Annotated in this window: 16 protein-coding genes; 7 read left to right on the plus strand and 9 right to left on the minus strand. The window is 60.0% G+C overall.

Features of this window, described 5'->3' with window-relative positions; genetic code table 11:
* Window positions 1–73 precede the first annotated feature (73 nt).
* Entirely contained in the window at window positions 74–955 is an 882-nt protein-coding gene (locus HPDFL43_RS07555; RefSeq protein WP_007196709.1) for a LysR family transcriptional regulator, read from the minus strand.
* A 107-nt stretch (window positions 956–1062) separates the two neighbouring features.
* The gene (locus tag HPDFL43_RS07560; RefSeq protein WP_007196710.1) at window positions 1063–2184 is read right to left on the minus strand and encodes an NADH:flavin oxidoreductase; all 1122 of its coding nucleotides are present in this window, start codon (window positions 2182–2184) and stop codon (window positions 1063–1065) included.
* 101 nt (window positions 2185–2285) lie between these two features.
* Here HPDFL43_RS07560 and HPDFL43_RS07565 point away from each other — a divergent pair, with 101 nt between their 5' ends.
* A complete protein-coding gene (locus tag HPDFL43_RS07565; protein ID WP_007196711.1) occupies window positions 2286–2669 on the plus strand; it encodes a winged helix-turn-helix transcriptional regulator in 384 nt (127 codons plus the stop codon).
* A gap of 108 nt (window positions 2670–2777) precedes the next feature.
* Here HPDFL43_RS07565 and HPDFL43_RS07570 read toward each other — a convergent pair whose 3' ends face one another.
* Genes HPDFL43_RS07570 through HPDFL43_RS07580 form a run of 3 tightly spaced genes read right to left on the minus strand, consistent with a single transcriptional unit; the run spans window position 2778 to window position 4992 of the window.
* Window positions 2778–3566 (minus strand): transporter substrate-binding domain-containing protein, encoded by a 789-nt coding sequence (locus HPDFL43_RS07570; RefSeq protein WP_007196712.1) that lies wholly within the window; start codon window positions 3564–3566, stop codon window positions 2778–2780.
* A 44-nt stretch (window positions 3567–3610) separates the two neighbouring features.
* Window positions 3611–4318, minus strand: a complete 708-nt coding sequence (locus HPDFL43_RS07575; RefSeq protein ID WP_007196713.1) for an amino acid ABC transporter permease — start codon at window positions 4316–4318, stop codon at window positions 3611–3613.
* Window positions 4315–4992 carry an amino acid ABC transporter permease gene (locus HPDFL43_RS07580; protein WP_007196714.1) on the minus strand — a complete coding sequence of 226 codons (678 nt, stop codon included), beginning with the start codon at window positions 4990–4992 and terminating at the stop codon, window positions 4315–4317. Before HPDFL43_RS07580 ends, HPDFL43_RS07575 begins: the two co-directional genes overlap by 4 nt.
* 287 nt (window positions 4993–5279) lie before the next feature.
* On the opposite strand from HPDFL43_RS07580, the gene HPDFL43_RS07585 reads away from it, so the two are divergent.
* Together HPDFL43_RS07585 and HPDFL43_RS07590 are read left to right on the plus strand one after the other, a co-directional pair.
* Entirely contained in the window at window positions 5280–5954 is a 675-nt protein-coding gene (locus HPDFL43_RS07585; RefSeq protein ID WP_007196715.1) for a spermidine synthase, read from the plus strand.
* 264 nt (window positions 5955–6218) lie between these two features.
* A complete protein-coding gene (locus tag HPDFL43_RS07590) occupies window positions 6219–7727 on the plus strand; it encodes a globin-coupled sensor protein (RefSeq protein WP_007196716.1) in 1509 nt (502 codons plus the stop codon).
* A 19-nt stretch (window positions 7728–7746) separates the two neighbouring features.
* Here the strand turns inward: HPDFL43_RS07590 and HPDFL43_RS07595 are convergent, their stop codons facing one another.
* Together HPDFL43_RS07595 and HPDFL43_RS07600 are read right to left on the minus strand one after the other, a co-directional pair.
* Window positions 7747–8376: an HD domain-containing protein gene (locus HPDFL43_RS07595; protein WP_007196717.1), complete on the minus strand. Its 630-nt coding sequence runs from the start codon at window positions 8374–8376 to the stop codon at window positions 7747–7749.
* A complete protein-coding gene (locus HPDFL43_RS07600) occupies window positions 8373–9545 on the minus strand; it encodes an alkane 1-monooxygenase (RefSeq protein ID WP_007196718.1) in 1173 nt (390 codons plus the stop codon). The genes HPDFL43_RS07595 and HPDFL43_RS07600 overlap by 4 nt, the downstream gene beginning before the upstream one ends.
* Before the next feature lie 465 nt (window positions 9546–10010).
* Between HPDFL43_RS07600 and HPDFL43_RS07605 the strand changes: the two genes are divergently transcribed.
* Window positions 10011–10286: a hypothetical protein gene (locus HPDFL43_RS07605; protein WP_007196719.1), complete on the plus strand. Its 276-nt coding sequence runs from the start codon at window positions 10011–10013 to the stop codon at window positions 10284–10286.
* A gap of 306 nt (window positions 10287–10592) precedes the next feature.
* Complete coding sequence (locus HPDFL43_RS07610; RefSeq protein WP_007196720.1) at window positions 10593–11336, plus strand: pyridoxine 5'-phosphate synthase; 744 nt, start codon at window positions 10593–10595, stop codon at window positions 11334–11336.
* 101 nt (window positions 11337–11437) lie between these two features.
* Here the strand turns inward: HPDFL43_RS07610 and HPDFL43_RS07615 are convergent, their stop codons facing one another.
* A complete protein-coding gene (locus tag HPDFL43_RS07615; protein WP_007196721.1) occupies window positions 11438–12325 on the minus strand; it encodes an SDR family oxidoreductase in 888 nt (295 codons plus the stop codon).
* 183 nt (window positions 12326–12508) lie between these two features.
* Between HPDFL43_RS07615 and HPDFL43_RS07620 the strand changes: the two genes are divergently transcribed.
* Window positions 12509–12874: a winged helix-turn-helix transcriptional regulator gene (locus tag HPDFL43_RS07620; RefSeq protein ID WP_007196722.1), complete on the plus strand. Its 366-nt coding sequence runs from the start codon at window positions 12509–12511 to the stop codon at window positions 12872–12874.
* 7 nt (window positions 12875–12881) lie between these two features.
* On the opposite strand, the gene HPDFL43_RS07625 is transcribed toward HPDFL43_RS07620, so the two are convergent.
* Window positions 12882–13889, minus strand: a complete 1008-nt coding sequence (locus HPDFL43_RS07625) for a L,D-transpeptidase family protein (protein WP_007196723.1) — start codon at window positions 13887–13889, stop codon at window positions 12882–12884.
* A 251-nt stretch (window positions 13890–14140) separates the two neighbouring features.
* Between HPDFL43_RS07625 and HPDFL43_RS07630 the strand changes: the two genes are divergently transcribed.
* On the plus strand, window positions 14141–14635 hold the full coding sequence (locus tag HPDFL43_RS07630) for a hypothetical protein (RefSeq protein ID WP_007196724.1): 495 nt from the start codon (window positions 14141–14143) through the stop codon (window positions 14633–14635).
* Window positions 14636–14684 lie beyond the last annotated feature (49 nt).

Consider the following 14684-nt stretch of genomic DNA (forward strand, 5'->3'; position numbering starts at 1 on the left):
AGGCGCGCCGGTCAGGCAGAGCAAGGGGCCGCTCGGGGCCCATTTGGTTGGACTTGGTGAACCCAAGCCAGGCTTACAGCACAGTGCCCGACTTGAGGGTCTCAACCAGAAAGTCGCGAAATGCCGTGACTTTCTTTGGTGTCTGACCGCTTGACGGATAAAGCACGACAAGATCACCAAAGAGCACATGAGGTTCCTGCAGCGACACCTCCTCAAGCAAGCCTTCCTTGAGGTCGCTGCGCGCCATGAAGGTCGGCAGCAAGCCGACGCCAACGCCCTCGCGCATCAGGTCGCGCGCCAGAAAGAAGTCGTCAACGCAGTACTGTACGCCATCGGCATCTAACTTGAGCAATTGAACAATACCTGCGTGCAACACCCAGCTGTGGCGTTTTTCGAGCAGTCGTTTTGGACGTCCCTGGCGCGCGATATAGGCCGGGGCAGCATAGAAGGCGGTCGTGCCGCGAGCGATGCGGCGCATTTTCAAGGCCGAATCCTTGAGTGAGCCGGTTGCAACCCTGATCGCCAGATCGTAGCCCTCTCGGACCAGGTCGGCATTGTCTGTGCTCAGGCGGATGTCGAAGCGCACATTGGGAAAGCGCTGCGAAAACGCCGATATGATCGCCGGCAGCACCAGCACACCGAATTCGGGTGCTGCGGCAATGCGCAACAATCCTGAAGGCTCGTCCTCAAGCTCCGGCAGGTTGCTGACAGACGTCTGCAGCGCCGAGAGATGCCCGCGCGTACGCTCATAAAGCGCAGCACCGGCAGTCGACAGCGCCACATGGTGGGTCGTCCGGTGGACCAGCTCGATGCCCAGTTCAGCCTCAAGCTGAGTGATTGTGCGGCTCACCGTGCCCTTCGCCACCCCAAGTGCCTTGGCCGCCCTGGAGAAGCTTTGGTGCTCGGCGACCGCAGCGAACGTCGTCAGCAGTCTCAGGTCAAATGGTGTCTTCATCACGGAACAGCATGTTGCATTTCGATCTCAAGTGCCAGACAGAAACAGCTCTGCTGTCGCTCGGGCTGAAAAGGAGCCGCCGGGAACTGATCCCGGCGGCGTTCTCGTCAGACCAGTTCGGCCAATGATGCGGGATCGAACGCCTTGAGATCATCCGCGCTGCCGGTCCTGATCTTGGTCACCCATTGCGGGTCTCCCAGGATCGCGCGGCCGACAGCGATCAGGTCGAATTCCCCGGCTTCCATGCGCCTGACCAGGCCATCGAGGCCCACCGGGGAGGATGTCTCTCCACCGAACGCGGCCATGAATTCGCCCGACAGTCCCACCGATCCGACGGAGATGGTGGCAGCGCCGGTCAGCTTCTTGGCCCAGCCGGCAAAATTGAGACCTTCCTCGCCATCGATTTCGGGAAATTCCGGTTCCCAGAAGCGGCGTTGCGAGCAATGGAAAATGTCGACGCCAGCGTCCTTGAGCGGCATCAGCCAGTCTTCCATCTCACCGGGTGTGGTGGCAAGCCGGACCTCGAAATCCTGCTGCTTCCACTGGCTGAGCCGCATCAACAGCGGATAATCGGGGCCGACTGCGGCGCGGGTTGCAGCCACCACTTCGGCAGCGAAGCGGGAACGTTCCTTCAGCGACGCGCCGCCATAGCGGTCGTCGCGCTGGTTTGTGGCGTGCCAGAAGAACTGGTCGATCAGATAGCCATGCGCACCATGGATCTCGACCACGTCAAATCCAAGCCGCTTTGCATCCGCTGCGGCCTTTGCAAAGGCGGCTATCGTGTCGGCGATGTCCTCATCGCTCATGGCAACGCCGTTCGGGTCGCCGGGGGCGTTTAGGCCTGACGGGCTCTCGACTGGCGCTTCGGGCGTCCAGCCGAACATGCCGCGGGTCGCGCCGGTGTGCCAGATCTGCGGGCCCATCTTGCCGCCTGCGGCATGCACGCCGTTGATGACATCGGCCCAGCCGGCAAGCGCGTCCGCGCCGTGGAAAAAGGGAATTCCGGCCTCGTTGCGCGAGGCGGGCCTGTCGACCACCGTTCCCTCGGAGAGGATCAGTCCGACTTCGTTCTCGGCACGGCGGCGGTAGTAGGCAGCCACATCCGGCCCGGGAATACCCTCAGGCGAGAAAACCCGCGTCATTGGGGCCATGACGATCCGGTTCTTGAGCTTCAGCGACTTCAATTCGAAGGGGCGGAACAGGCTGTCGGTGTTGGGAAGTGTTGGCATGGTCTTGGTTGTCCTTTTCAAAGAGACCAAACAGGTATATATCCTATACCAAGGTTCAAGAACGCACTTTGAATTGACCAGGTATACTGAAGGAAACCACCATGGATAAAATCGCCTGTGAGAGCTTTTCGGCCAGCTGTCCGAGCCGTGTGTTGTTCGAGCAGATTGCCGACAAATGGTCGATGATGGTGCTGGCGGTTCTGGATGCGGGGCCGGTGCGTTTCAATGCCATCAAGCGGCATCTGGAAGGCATCACCCAAAAGGCGCTGACCGACTGCCTAAGACGCCTTGAGCGCAATGGCCTTGTCGAGCGGCGGGTGCTGCCGACATCCCCGGTGGGGGTCGAATATGAAATCACCCCGCTCGGCCGCACCCTGCAGCCACCCTTCAAGGCGCTTTATGGCTGGACCATCGAACAAATGCCTGAGGTGGAGGCGGCCCGCGAGGCGTTTGACAAGCGCACCGGTCAATCTCAGGCGATATAGCGGCCGCAAAGGCAAAGCCGGGTTCGGCAGACCAGCGCTTTGCCAAACAAAAGGCGGGCGCGGTTTCCCGGACCCGCCTTTCTGTTTCGGGGTGCTCTGAGAGCTGGATTACAGCGAAGGCAGCGGCGGCAGCTTCTGGCCCAGCCATTTCTCGGAGAACGCGTTGAGCTGTCCGCCGAGCTTCTTGTGCAGAATGAACACGTTGACCCACTGCAGCAGGTCCACATTGCCCTTCTTCACGCCGATGAAGGCCGGGGATTCCTTGATGATGAACTTGGTTTCCATGCTCAGGTCCGGATTGTCGGCTGATACCTGGGCGGCGACCGTGTTGCCGGTGACAAGCACGTCCACCTGGCCCGAAACATAAGCTGACAGCGTTGCTGCATTGTCGCCGAAACGGATGATCTCGGTACCCTCAGGGCTGTTCTCGGTGAGTTCGATGTCTTCGAGCGAGCCGCCGGTGACGCCGACCTTCTTGCCGGCCAGATCCGCCATCGACGAAATCGCCATGTCCGTGCTGGCGAAAGCGCCGGAGAAGAACGGCGCATAGGCGCTCGAGAACCAGATCGATTTGGCGCGTTCGGGATTGGCGCCCATCGACGAGATGATCAGGTCGACGCGGTCGGTTTCCAGAAACGGAATGCGCTGCTTGGAGGTCACCGGCACCAGCTCGATGTCAATGCCCAGGTCCTCGGCGATCAGCTTGGCGACGTCGACGTCGTAGCCTTCATACTCACCCTCTGCACCGAGTGAACCGAATGGCGGGAAGCTTTCGGGAATGCCGATCTTGATTGTTCCGGCTTCGAGAATGTCCGACAGCTCCGCATGGGCAGCGCCGGCAAAGCCAACCGTTGCGACGCAAAGCGCCAGGGTCGCGGTTCTCAGTTTATTCAGCATGGTAGTTCCTTTCATTGAGTGCACGAATGTGCGGCTAGATCCGATCAGGGAAGTTTCGGAATTTGCTTGGAAGACACGGCGCCGAGCCTGCGCTCCAGACGTCTGGCCCAGACCGAGAGGGGAAAGCACAGGCAGAAATAGATCAGCGCCATCAGCGGGAAGATCACATAGGGCTCTGTGCCGCTCACCGGCGCATTGGCCCAGCGCTTGCCGATGCTCATCAGGTCATAGAACCCGATGATGTAGGCCAGCGATGTGCCCTTGATGATCTGCACCGTGAAGCCCACGGTCGGTGCCAGCGAGATGCGGACCGCCTGTGGCAGGATCACCAGCCGGACGATCTTCAGGAAGGACAGTCCGAGCGCACGAGCGCCTTCCCATTGTCCGGCCGGAATGGATTCAACAGCGCCGCGCCAGACATCGGCCAGATAAGCGCTGGCATAGACCACCAGGGCAATGCTGGCGGCCAGCCAGGGATTTACATTGACCCCCAGAATGCGCGGGATCCCGAGCCCGATGAGAAACAAGAGCATCAGCAGCGGCACCGACTGGAACAGCCAGATATAGCCGGCCGCCACCCGCTTTGCGTTGAGATAGGGGGAGGTTCGCACGATGGTGATCACCAGCGCGATAAGCCCGCCGCCGATCAGCGCGATCAGGGAAAGGTAGATCGTATACTGGGTGGCCGCCAGAAGCTGGTAGACCACCACGCCGAATGGCTTGCCCAGGACGGCTGTGAACAGCTCGCTCATCGGGCGCGCTTCCACTGGAACATCTGGTAATAGGCCCCGTTAAGCAGCGCCTTGAACGCCAGTGCCAGCAGGATGTAGATCACCGTCAGCGTGATGAAGACCTCGAACGAGCGGAAGGTCCGGCTGTCGATGAACAACCCGGCTGAGGTCAGGTCCGTCACCCCGATTTCCGCGATCACACCGGTGGTCAGGAACAGGAAGATGAACTGACTGTTGAGCGAGGAATACATCGCAGCGACGGCCTGCGGGAAAATGACCTTGCGGAACAGGGTGAGCTTCTTCACCCCCAGCGCCATGGCCGCTTCCACCTGACCCGCCGGGACGGCCGCATAACCGGCGCGCAGGATCTCGGAGAAATATCCGGAAAAATTGATCGTCAGCGCCAGCAACGCATGCGCCCAGAACGGCCAGGCGTAACCGACCAGAAGCGGTAGCCCGAAGGCGAAGAAGAACAGCTGCACGATCAGCGGCGTGTTGCGGATGACCTCGACATAGGCGGTGGCGAAATGGCGCAAGCCCGGGACTTCGAAGTAACGCAAGGATGACAAAACAGCAGCAAGCAGGAACCCCAGCAGGCCGCTTCCGATCGCCAGCGCCGAACTGAGCGCTGCGCCCTCCGCAAGCAGCCCCATATATTCCTGGCTGCGATAGATCTCAAAAAACCGAAACTCCATGAAGTGCTCCCCGATAGCGCGAAGAGTCCAGCAAGGAGCATGCCAGCTTTGTAAGAGCCGGGATGCGGATGTCCTGCCGGAATTGTTGCACAAAAAAAGGGCAGATCAATTAAGTTGATCAATTATTGGTCGCTAAAGTTCCTTGAAACCGGGGTTCGGCTTCTCAATCGAGACAGTGTCCTAAGGAGTTGGTTTCGAGGGTATCAGCACCCGACTTGCTCTCCGCACGTTTTCGGGCCATCACCCTGCATTCACGCACTTGCTCCTGTCTGGAAAGGCCTGCCATCATGATCCCCTGGGAACGGCTGGATGCCGTCACGCTCGAAGATGGCGTCGAGCTCAAGCTGATGCGCCGCGGCACGGAATATTCAATCATGCTCGGCTCCAACGAGTTGATGAACAGCCGTCTGAGTGGATCGGAAGAGGCGCTGGCCAATCTGGCGGCGGAAAGGCTTGAAGGGCGGGCGTCGCCGCGGATTCTGATTGGCGGACTGGGAATGGGGTTCACCGTGCGCGCTGCCTTGGCGGCACTGGGTCAAGGCGCTTCCATCACGGTCGCGGAACTTGTTCCCGAGGTTGTCGCCTGGGCGCAAGGGCCAATGGCATCGCTCTTTGCAGGCTGTCTCGATGATCCGCGCGTGGCCCTGCATCAGGGGGATGTCGGCGAGTTGATCCGAACCGCCAGGAGCGGGTGGGATGCGATCCTGCTTGATGTCGACAACGGCCCCGATGGGCTGACGCGTGGAGGCAATGATGCACTCTATTCCGCCAGCGGACTGGCCGCTGCACATCAGGCCCTTGCGCCGGGCGGCATCTTTTCGGTCTGGTCGTCCGCTCCTGACCCGGCGTTTACCCAGCGGCTCCGGCATGCGGGTTTCCAGGTTGAAGAAAAGCCAACCCGCGCCAGCACCAAGAAGCGCGGCGCGCGCCATATGATCTGGCTGGCATTGCGCCCCGCCTGAGCGCCCGAACGTATTGAGCCCGAGCAGCAAGTGCTTCTACCACCGCTCAAGGTGAGTGGTACCCATGGTCAAAATATGGCTTCTTAGGGGTGAAAATCCAAGGTCGGATTCAGTCGGAAAGCTGCCTCGCGTCAATTTTCGATTAACTCTAAATTAGAGTAAATGTATACATATATGTTCTCAGGAATCCATGAAGGGCTCCGGAATTGTCGTCAAAATGTGAATGAAAATCGCGAAGTTGATGCTGTTTTGAGGGGGTTTACCGTGGGCCAGGACAATCACGCAGGCGTCGGCATTGAGGAGAAACTCAGCTTTTTGGCTTTTGATGAAGCGCAGCGCCAAGCACTTGTCGCTTTCAAGCCGCAGCTTGACAAATCAATGGGCCCCGCGCTCGACCGGTTTTACAAACAGGCGGCAGCTCAGCCGGAAACGGCGAAGCATTTCCGTGATGCAGCCCATATGGAGCATGCCAAACAGAAGCAGATCGATCACTGGGAGGTCATCTCCTCCGCCAAATTCGATCAGCAGTATGTCGATGCTGTCACCCGCATTGGCAAGGTTCATGCGAAGCTTGGTCTCGAACCGCAATGGTACATTGGTGCCTACGCATTGCTGCTTGAAGAGTTGACCAAGAACGCCATTCAATCCGAACTCGGCAAGTATGGGATGGGCAAGAAGGCTGGCAAGACTGCCGCGGGCATTGCCGCGGTGATCAAGGCAGCCATGCTTGACATGGACTACTCTATCTCGGTCTATCTCGACGAGCTTGCCAAAGAGCGCGAGCGGGCGGAAGCCGAACAGGCGCGCCTCAAGGCCGAACAGGACAAGGCGTTGGGTGCGTTGGACCGTGCCCTCAGCGGATTGTCGGCGGGCGATCTCGGTTCCACGATCAATGAGGATCTCGCCCCTGAATTTGATCAGCTCAAGAGCAACTACAACAGTTCCGTTGCCAAGCTGAATGAAGCCTTTTCGGATATGATCGCCTCAATCCAGCAGTCGAATTCCGATACCCGCGAGCTTTCACGCGCCACAGATGACATGGCAAAGCGGACCGAACAGCAGGCCGCGGCGCTGGAGGAAACGGCCGCAGCGATCGAAGAGATTTCCATCATCTCGAAACAGTCCGCCGAGCGCACCACCGAGGCGCGACAGGTTGTCGAGCAAACTTCGGTCGAAGCCAAGGAGTCCGGCGAAACCGTGACCGAGGCAATTGCGGCCATGGGCAAAATCGAGGAATCCTCCAAGAAGATCACCCAGATCATCACGGTCATCGACGAGATCTCGTTCCAGACCAATCTGCTTGCGCTCAATGCCGGTGTTGAGGCTGCGCGGGCAGGGGAAGCGGGCAGAGGGTTTGCGGTTGTCGCTCAGGAAGTGCGCGAACTGGCCCAGCGTTCGGCATCCGCAGCCAAGGAAATCAAGGAACTGATTGAGGCTTCGTTCAGCGATGTCATGCAGGGAGTGACGTTGGTCAACAAGACCGGCAAGGCGCTAGGCAGCATTGGCGGACAGATCAGCTCCATCAGCGAGCACTTTGCCTCAATCTCCAAGTCTTCCCAGGAACAGTCGTCGGGCATTGCCGAAATCAATGCCTCGATCAATTCGATGGATCAGATTACCCAGCAAAACGCGGCGATGGTCGAGCAGACCAATGCCGCCACGCAGAACCTGCTCGGGATCAACCAGACGCTGGCGGAGCTCGCCGCACGTTTCACGGTCTCGGGCACGGGCCACGCCGCCCCGTCCGGCGGCCGGTATTCCCAGGCGGCATAGCCGAGCTTGCTGCCGGAGATTACGGGGTCTGAGTCTTCGGAGCACCAACCGTTACGTCAAAGGCATCGCGATCGATAATGTCGCGGTGCCGCTTGTCGACATGCTGCCTTAGCGCGATCAGCAGCGGATGGCAGTTGGTCGCCGGCAATCCGTAACCCAGATTGAACCGGTAGTCGAAATCATCATCATTCTTGCCGGTGCTGTGGGTCAGCATGGTTTCGATCTTGTCCAGGCCCTTGGCCATGATTGCCTCGGGCGAAGTGGCTTGGGCGTACTCATCCCACAGCGATACGATCTCGCTTCTGAGATCTTCCGGAAGCGGCGCACACAGAGTGATGAGATCCGCCCGCTCGCGCTCTGCCCGGTCATCGCCGGCGCGTTGTTCAGTCGCGGGCACGTCGCCGGATATGGCCTCACCCAGGTCATGAACGATACAGATCTTGAGAAGTCTGAGCAGGTCCACGTCCTTGAGTTCACCGGCCAGGAGAATGGCCAGCAGGCAAAGGCGCCAGCTGTGCTCGGCAGTGCTTTCCTGGCGGCCTTGAGGCGTGCGCCCGCTGCGCAAGGTATCTTTCAGCCGGTTGGCCTCATCAAGAAAGGCAAGGACCGAACTCATCCGTTCGAATGAGATGGCGGGCAGTTCGGTCATGAGGTCAAGACTTTGGCGGATTGATAGTGATCCGCGCGTGACGGATCCAGATTGGTGCGCGACAGATCTCCCCCGGCCCATGCGATCACCTTCGGATCCATCACCTTGAACCACAAGGGCGGGATGGCGGCGAGCAGGAAACAGCCGGGATAGCCCGACGGCAGGCTTGGCAGATGATCAAACGATCGCAGGGCCTGGTAGGGTCTCAGCGGGTTGGCATGATGGTCTGAGTGGCGCTGGAGATGAAACAGCATCAGGTTTGTCACAATGTGATTGGTGTTCCAGGAGTGATGCGGTTCGCACGGCTCATAGCGCCCGTCGTGCCTGAGCTCGCGCTTGAGCCCGTAATGCTCGACATAGTTCGCAAAGGTGAGATGGAACCATCCGATCAAGCCGTTGAGAAGGAGAAACGGTACAATGTTCCAGCCGAAGGCCAGGATCAGCGCCGCGGCGGCCAGCAAAGTGATGGCATAGCCCTGAAGAATGTCGTTGCGCCAATGCCAGAAGCCGTGCCCCTTGCGGGCAAGCCGGACGCTTTCCATCTCCCAGCCGCGCACAGCGGTGCCCGGAATTTCCCTGAGCGCAAAGCGCCACAGACTTTCGCCGAGCCGTGCGGATGCCGGGTCGCCGGGTGTCGCCACATGCACGTGATGCCCGCGATTGTGTTCGATTGAGAAGTGCCCGTAGCCCGAGACCGCATTCGCCAGTTTCGCGCCCCATTGATCGAGCCGGTTGGGCTTGTGTCCCAGCTCATGGCCAACCGTGATGGCCGTTCCGGAACTGATGCCGCTGCTCAGCACCAGTCCCAGATAGACCAGAAATGGGGTATCCGGCTGGCCGGCCGCAATCGCGCAGGCGAGGAAGGAAAACCAGAACACCGGCACCGAGGCAAACAGCAACACCCGGTAAAACGGATCGGAGGCCATCTGCCCGACAACGTCTTCGGGCGGATTGTTCGGGTCTGTGCCGATGAAGTGATCAGCGACAACCAGGACGCCGTAGTAAAACACCACCGGAACCACAATCCACCAGGCACTGCCGCTGGCAAGATAGGCGAGGGCGGCCAGGCCCGGCAGCGATGGCGACAGCACCGACAGCACCCACAGCCATCGCTTGCGGTCACGGTATTCGATCTTGTCGCCATTCTTTGCAGTGGTGATGAAGATCATTCGCAGCCTCTCCCGGCTATGAATGGTAGGCGGGCATTGGTCCGCGCACAAGGGCGACGTTCAACCCGTGAGCGCACCCAATTGACAGGCCCTCAGCCGGCTTCATCACCGAACGGTTGCGCCCCGCGTTCTTGGCCGCTAAAGCGCCAGATCGGCCCGCCGCATCAAGCCGCCAGTGGCCGGCAACGGAGCCCCTGCATAAAATCGCAGATAAGGTGCACCGTGAACGAACGGATGATCTGAGAAATCGGCTTGGATGCTGGCGTCCTCGGGAACAGGAACGCCGTCCTTGCAGCTGGCGTAGCTGCAGCAGCACAGATTCCACTCGGGCTCTATGTTTGGCGTGCCGGCATGAGCCTTGGATCATTGCCTTTCTGTCCCATTTTGTGTCGTCAGGAAGTGGGATAAGTTTTAACCCTGCCGGGTTAGAGTGCGCGCCCAAGAGTTGCACAAGGAATTCCGGGAATGCGTAAAATCTCCGCAATCACCACACTGCTGGTTGGTATGGTTATGGCAGCCCCGGCCCGGGCCTTCGAATACAAACCACTGCTCAAGCAGGTTTTCGGAACCTCCGACCCGAGCGAGCTCGGCGGCCCGATTTTCGCTTTGGTCGCGGTGGCTGCGATCCTGTTCTTCTGGATTGCGCTCAGGATCGGGAAGCGGCGGCAGCGCCGGATGATCGAAACCTACGATGAGCAGCTTCAGGATTACGCCTCCCGCCTGCGCCGCGGCAAGCTCTGATTGCCCGGGTGTGCGGGAGCTGCTGGTGCGCCGCGGGTCCGATGGAACGTGCACAGGACACTTCAAAATAATGACGTTATGTGTGCGTTGCAGCCCGGTTTGACCCAGTTGAGCGCGGCAGGCTTTGCGGCGTCATCGCCCGTCAGCTTCAACGGGTGAATGTACCGGGATCCATTCGCGCCGCGAATGAGCGCTTTCGGGAAATTCATTTCACTTCGTGCAGCGTTTGCCTATGATCGGTGTGCCCTGATCTGGGGTTGGGTCGCGCTGCAGGCCCGATCCAACCCGCTTTTTCAAGAGACCTCCATGCCCGCGCAACTCTCCGTCAATCTCAATGCTGTCGCCATGCTCAGAAACCGCCGGGACTTGCCGTGGCCGAGCGTCACGGCGCTTGGCCGGATTGCGCTTCAAAATGGTGCGCACGGGTTGACCGTGCATCCGCGGCCTGACCAGCGCCACATCCGGTTCTCCGATCTGCCCGAGCTCCGTGCGTTGATCGATGACGAGTTCCCCCAGGCGGAATTCAACATCGAGGGCTATCCGACCGATGATTTTCTCGATCTCGTCGAGGCCAACCAGCCCGAACAGGTCACCCTTGTGCCCGACGATCCATCGCAGGCGACGTCCGATCATGGCTGGGATTTCGAAGGCAAGGGCAATGTCCTGCGCTCGGTGGTGCAACGGCTGAAGAAGAATGGCGCACGGGTGTCGCTGTTTTGCGATCCCGATGCCACCCGTTCCGCGCTGGAGGCCGCCAAGGCAACGGGCGCGGACCGGGTCGAGTTCTACACCGGGCCCTATGGCGGCACCTATGACGACCCCGCGCGTGCCGCCGAAGAGCTCGACAAGCTCAAGACCGCCGGTTCAATTGCCGCCGAACTGGGTCTTGGCGTCAATGCCGGGCACGACCTGACGGTGGACAACATGCCGGGCCTGGCCCGCGCGCTGCCCAATCTGCTCGAGGTCTCGATCGGCCATGGTCTGACCGCCGATGCACTGGAATACGGAATGGCCGAAACCGTTCGCCGCTTTGTCCGCGCTTGCGGTTGAGTTTCAACTGAAAAAGGCCCCCCTCGACAACGGACTTAACGAGGGAGGCCGATGCCATGGCGGGAGGTCAGATCCATGACATGGTTTTGTCGGATCTGGTGTCAGGCTCCGAGGGCCGACTTGCTGGCTTGCAGAAAGCCATTCAGCGTTGTCAGTTGGGTTCCAGACAGTTTGGCTGCCGCGTCCGTCACAATGTCGACCTTGCCTTCCCGCGTGTTGGTGTCGAAGGAGACAAATGTCGGGATGTAAGGTGCCGGAACGCCGGCTCCAGCCATGCCCTGTGCCAGTTGGTCGTCGGTCACATGAACCACGGTGAGCGGTTTGCCGGTTGCCTGTGACGCCAGTTCTGCGATCTCGTCGGTGGTGAAGGCCACAGGACCCGTGAGCGTGTGGATTTCGTTGTCGGCGGAAGGCGTGGCGAGGCTCCCCGCAATCGCCCGGGCGACGTCGTCGCGAGCGATATTGGCGACTTTTCCGGTTCCTGCAGAGCTGTACCATTGACCGCTTGCCAGGGCCGGCGGCAGCGTCATGAAGAGGTTTTCCATGTACCAGCTGACGCGGAAAATCGTGTAGCCGAGGCCGGTTGCAATGATCGCGTCCTCGGTTCCCTTGTGATCGGGCGCGAACAGCACCTTGCTGTCATCCGGGTTGGGCATGGATGTGTAGAGGATGTGGCTGACACCGGCTTCCTTCGCGGCTGCAACCGCCGCCAGATGCTGGCGCAGACGCCTGTCTGTTCCGTCAAGCACATCGGTAGAGATGATCAGGATCCGGTCAACACCGGCAAGGCCGTCCTTCATCGAGTCCGCGTCTTCGAAATCGACCCGGCGTGTCTCGACGCCGCGCGCGGCGAGATCGGTGAGCTTCGCTGTATCGCGCGAGCCGGCGATGATATCTGACACGGGGACTTTGAAAGTCTCGATGAGATGGTGAAGCACGCGCGTGCCCAGTTGTCCTGATGCGCCGGTGACGAGCAGTTTTCCGGTCATTGTGTTTCCTTTCCTGCGAGACCGGGTTCGTGTCGATCTCAAAAAATAATCTACTCTCATATTGAGAGTTACGGCATATATGGTATGTGGAAGAGGGAGGGAAGAAGGCAGTTTTGCCACCGATAGTTACCTTGAAGGAACCACCTCATGGACGCGCATATTCCATTTTCCGAGCGGCTTAGGATGATGCAGGGCGATCAAAATCCTAATAACTGCCCGGTACGCCAGGTGATGCAGGGCATTTTTGGCAAGTGGAGCACGCTGCTGTTGCTGGCGCTGGCCGAACGGCCGTACCGTTTTGGCGAGCTGCGCCGTCTGGTGCCTGACATTTCGCAACGCATGCTGACCCAGAGCCTGCGCGATCTGGAGCGGGACGGCTACATCTACCGCAAGGTCTATCCCACCAAGCCGCCCAGCGTCGAATACGGGCTGAACGATCTGGGAAAGTCGATGCTCGTGCCGCTTCATGATCTTGTGATCTGGGCCAGCGACAATTTTGCCGCCGTGGACTCGTCGCGCAAAATCTACGACGCGCAAGCCGCGGACTGATCAGCGATCAGACGCCTGCACTGTCTCGCATGATCACGAAATCGGTGGCCGATCGGGTCTCGGGATGCGCCGGAAGGTCGGTCAGCATCATGGTCGCGCCCGGGTGCAGGTTGCGGGCGATCTTCTGATAGACATTCGGCGGGATCATCAGCCGTGCCGTCGCCGCGATCTCCCGCTGAACATCCACCGCCGTTTCGTGCCCGGTTCCAAGCCCCACCGCCATCCAGTCATAGACATGGGTCGCCGGGTTGATTCCCTTGAGCAGATAGACATGCGTGCCCAATGGCAGACGCGGATGCTCGATGCCGATATCGGCACTGATGAACTCCTTGCCGTTCTTGAGCGCGATCAACCTGCTGTCGGCACCGCTGACGACAATGGCGAAGGCATCATCCTTCTCGCCTGACTTGTCGCGCGGCAGGCTCTTGCCGGCGACATGGCCGGTCATGGTTTCCACGGCCTTGAGATCCGAGCTGGTCAGCACCAGACCGGAATGGCTCAGGCTGCCGATCCCCGAGCGCGCCTTGGTGACGATTACCGGGGTGCCGTTGTGGGTGACGCCAAAGACCAGATCGGCAAAGGCCTTGGGAAGATGCACACAGCCATGGGAACTGGGATAGCCCGGCAACCCGCCGGCATGCAGCGCGCAGCCGCCGAAGAAGAACTGGCTGTCGGGCATCTCGGCGTTGTTGTAGGCTTTCGACAGATGCATCTTCTCCTTGCTCAGCACCGAGAAGACCCCGGTTGGCGTTTCATAGCCCTTGCGCCCGGTCGACACGGTCGAAACCCCGATGCGGATGCCGTTGCGGTAGACGAAGGCGAGCTGGTCGGACAGCGACACCAGCACCGCCACCGGCCCTTCCAGAGCCCGCTCCGGATACCAGGTCCATTCGCCGGGTTTGAGATCGGTGACGGGCTTTTCGGTTTGCGCGAAACTGCCGCCATTGGCTGCTATGAGGGCGGCGGCACCGCCGCTTGCAAGAATGCCCCTGCGGGTGATCTTTCCCCTGGTCACGATCCTGTCCTCCAGATTGCCGTATGCGAGACTGAAGCGCCTGTGCTCCTATTAGGATGATTGCATATTGGGCGGACAATTCAAGCCAGCGTCCCGAAAACCGGGCGAAGCCATGGGCCTGAACCGGCCTTCAGGAACGTTCATCGCCGGTTTTCCGCCGTTTGGCCCGGCCCGGCCAGGGCGCGCATCTTCCTGCTTGAAATTGCGGCATGTCTCGGTCAAAAAACCTACGTGATTTCACAGGGGCATTAATGAGTCGGCTCACCACATCGATCTTCGCAGCGACCTCCGCAGCTTTTTTGAGCATGGCACTGGCTGGTTGCCAGACGGAATCCCCGTCCAAACCATCCCGCCCGGCGGTTCCTGCCAACTTCTCCTCGCTGATGCCGCCGCAGAGCCTGCTACGCAATGACACCATCGAGGCAGCGAGCCATGACCGCAATTCAAGCCGGCTCGCCTATGTCGGAGTCTGGGCCAAATCCGGCGATGCCTGCGCGATGATGGACCAGACTGCCTTTGAGGGTTATGCCGTTATCACCCCGGTGTCGTTGCGCCATCCGGGCGAGACCTGCAGCTTCGAACCCGGCGCGCCGGGGCAGGGCTACCTGCAGCTCGAGGCCAGCTGCAAGATCAAGCGCAAGACCAGAAAGCGCACGATTACCATTGCAATGGCAAACAGCAGCGCCATGACCTTGAGCATCGACGGCCAAAGCCAGACCCTGACCCGGTGCCATATGCTCAAGTGAGGTGGTTTGGCTTGGTCCTGGGCGAACGGGGCTGAGGCAGAAGGCAACA

It is taken from the genome of Hoeflea phototrophica DFL-43 (genome assembly GCF_000154705.2).
Taxonomy (GTDB): Bacteria; Pseudomonadota; Alphaproteobacteria; order Rhizobiales; family Rhizobiaceae; genus Hoeflea; species Hoeflea phototrophica.

What these genes read in the sequence shown, in the direction of transcription:
- HPDFL43_RS07610 (WP_007196720.1), top strand. Translation starts at nt 10,593, where the DNA reads ATGCCCGCGCAACTCTCCGTCAATCTCAATGCTGTCGCCATGCTCAGA.
- HPDFL43_RS07595 (WP_007196717.1), bottom strand. Translation starts at nt 8,376, where the DNA reads ATGACCGAACTGCCCGCCATCTCATTCGAACGGATGAGTTCGGTCCTT.
- HPDFL43_RS07575 (WP_007196713.1), bottom strand. Translation starts at nt 4,318, where the DNA reads ATGAGCGAGCTGTTCACAGCCGTCCTGGGCAAGCCATTCGGCGTGGTG.
- HPDFL43_RS07580 (WP_007196714.1), bottom strand. Translation starts at nt 4,992, where the DNA reads ATGGAGTTTCGGTTTTTTGAGATCTATCGCAGCCAGGAATATATGGGG.
- HPDFL43_RS07555 (WP_007196709.1), bottom strand. Translation starts at nt 955, where the DNA reads ATGAAGACACCATTTGACCTGAGACTGCTGACGACGTTCGCTGCGGTC.
- HPDFL43_RS07620 (WP_007196722.1), top strand. Translation starts at nt 12,509, where the DNA reads ATGATGCAGGGCGATCAAAATCCTAATAACTGCCCGGTACGCCAGGTG.
- HPDFL43_RS07565 (WP_007196711.1), top strand. Translation starts at nt 2,286, where the DNA reads ATGGATAAAATCGCCTGTGAGAGCTTTTCGGCCAGCTGTCCGAGCCGT.
- HPDFL43_RS07570 (WP_007196712.1), bottom strand. Translation starts at nt 3,566, where the DNA reads ATGCTGAATAAACTGAGAACCGCGACCCTGGCGCTTTGCGTCGCAACG.
- HPDFL43_RS07615 (WP_007196721.1), bottom strand. Translation starts at nt 12,325, where the DNA reads ATGACCGGAAAACTGCTCGTCACCGGCGCATCAGGACAACTGGGCACG.
- HPDFL43_RS07605 (WP_007196719.1), top strand. Translation starts at nt 10,011, where the DNA reads ATGCGTAAAATCTCCGCAATCACCACACTGCTGGTTGGTATGGTTATG.
- HPDFL43_RS07630 (WP_007196724.1), top strand. Translation starts at nt 14,141, where the DNA reads ATGAGTCGGCTCACCACATCGATCTTCGCAGCGACCTCCGCAGCTTTT.
- HPDFL43_RS07585 (WP_007196715.1), top strand. Translation starts at nt 5,280, where the DNA reads ATGATCCCCTGGGAACGGCTGGATGCCGTCACGCTCGAAGATGGCGTC.
- HPDFL43_RS07560 (WP_007196710.1), bottom strand. Translation starts at nt 2,184, where the DNA reads ATGCCAACACTTCCCAACACCGACAGCCTGTTCCGCCCCTTCGAATTG.
- HPDFL43_RS07600 (WP_007196718.1), bottom strand. Translation starts at nt 9,545, where the DNA reads ATGATCTTCATCACCACTGCAAAGAATGGCGACAAGATCGAATACCGT.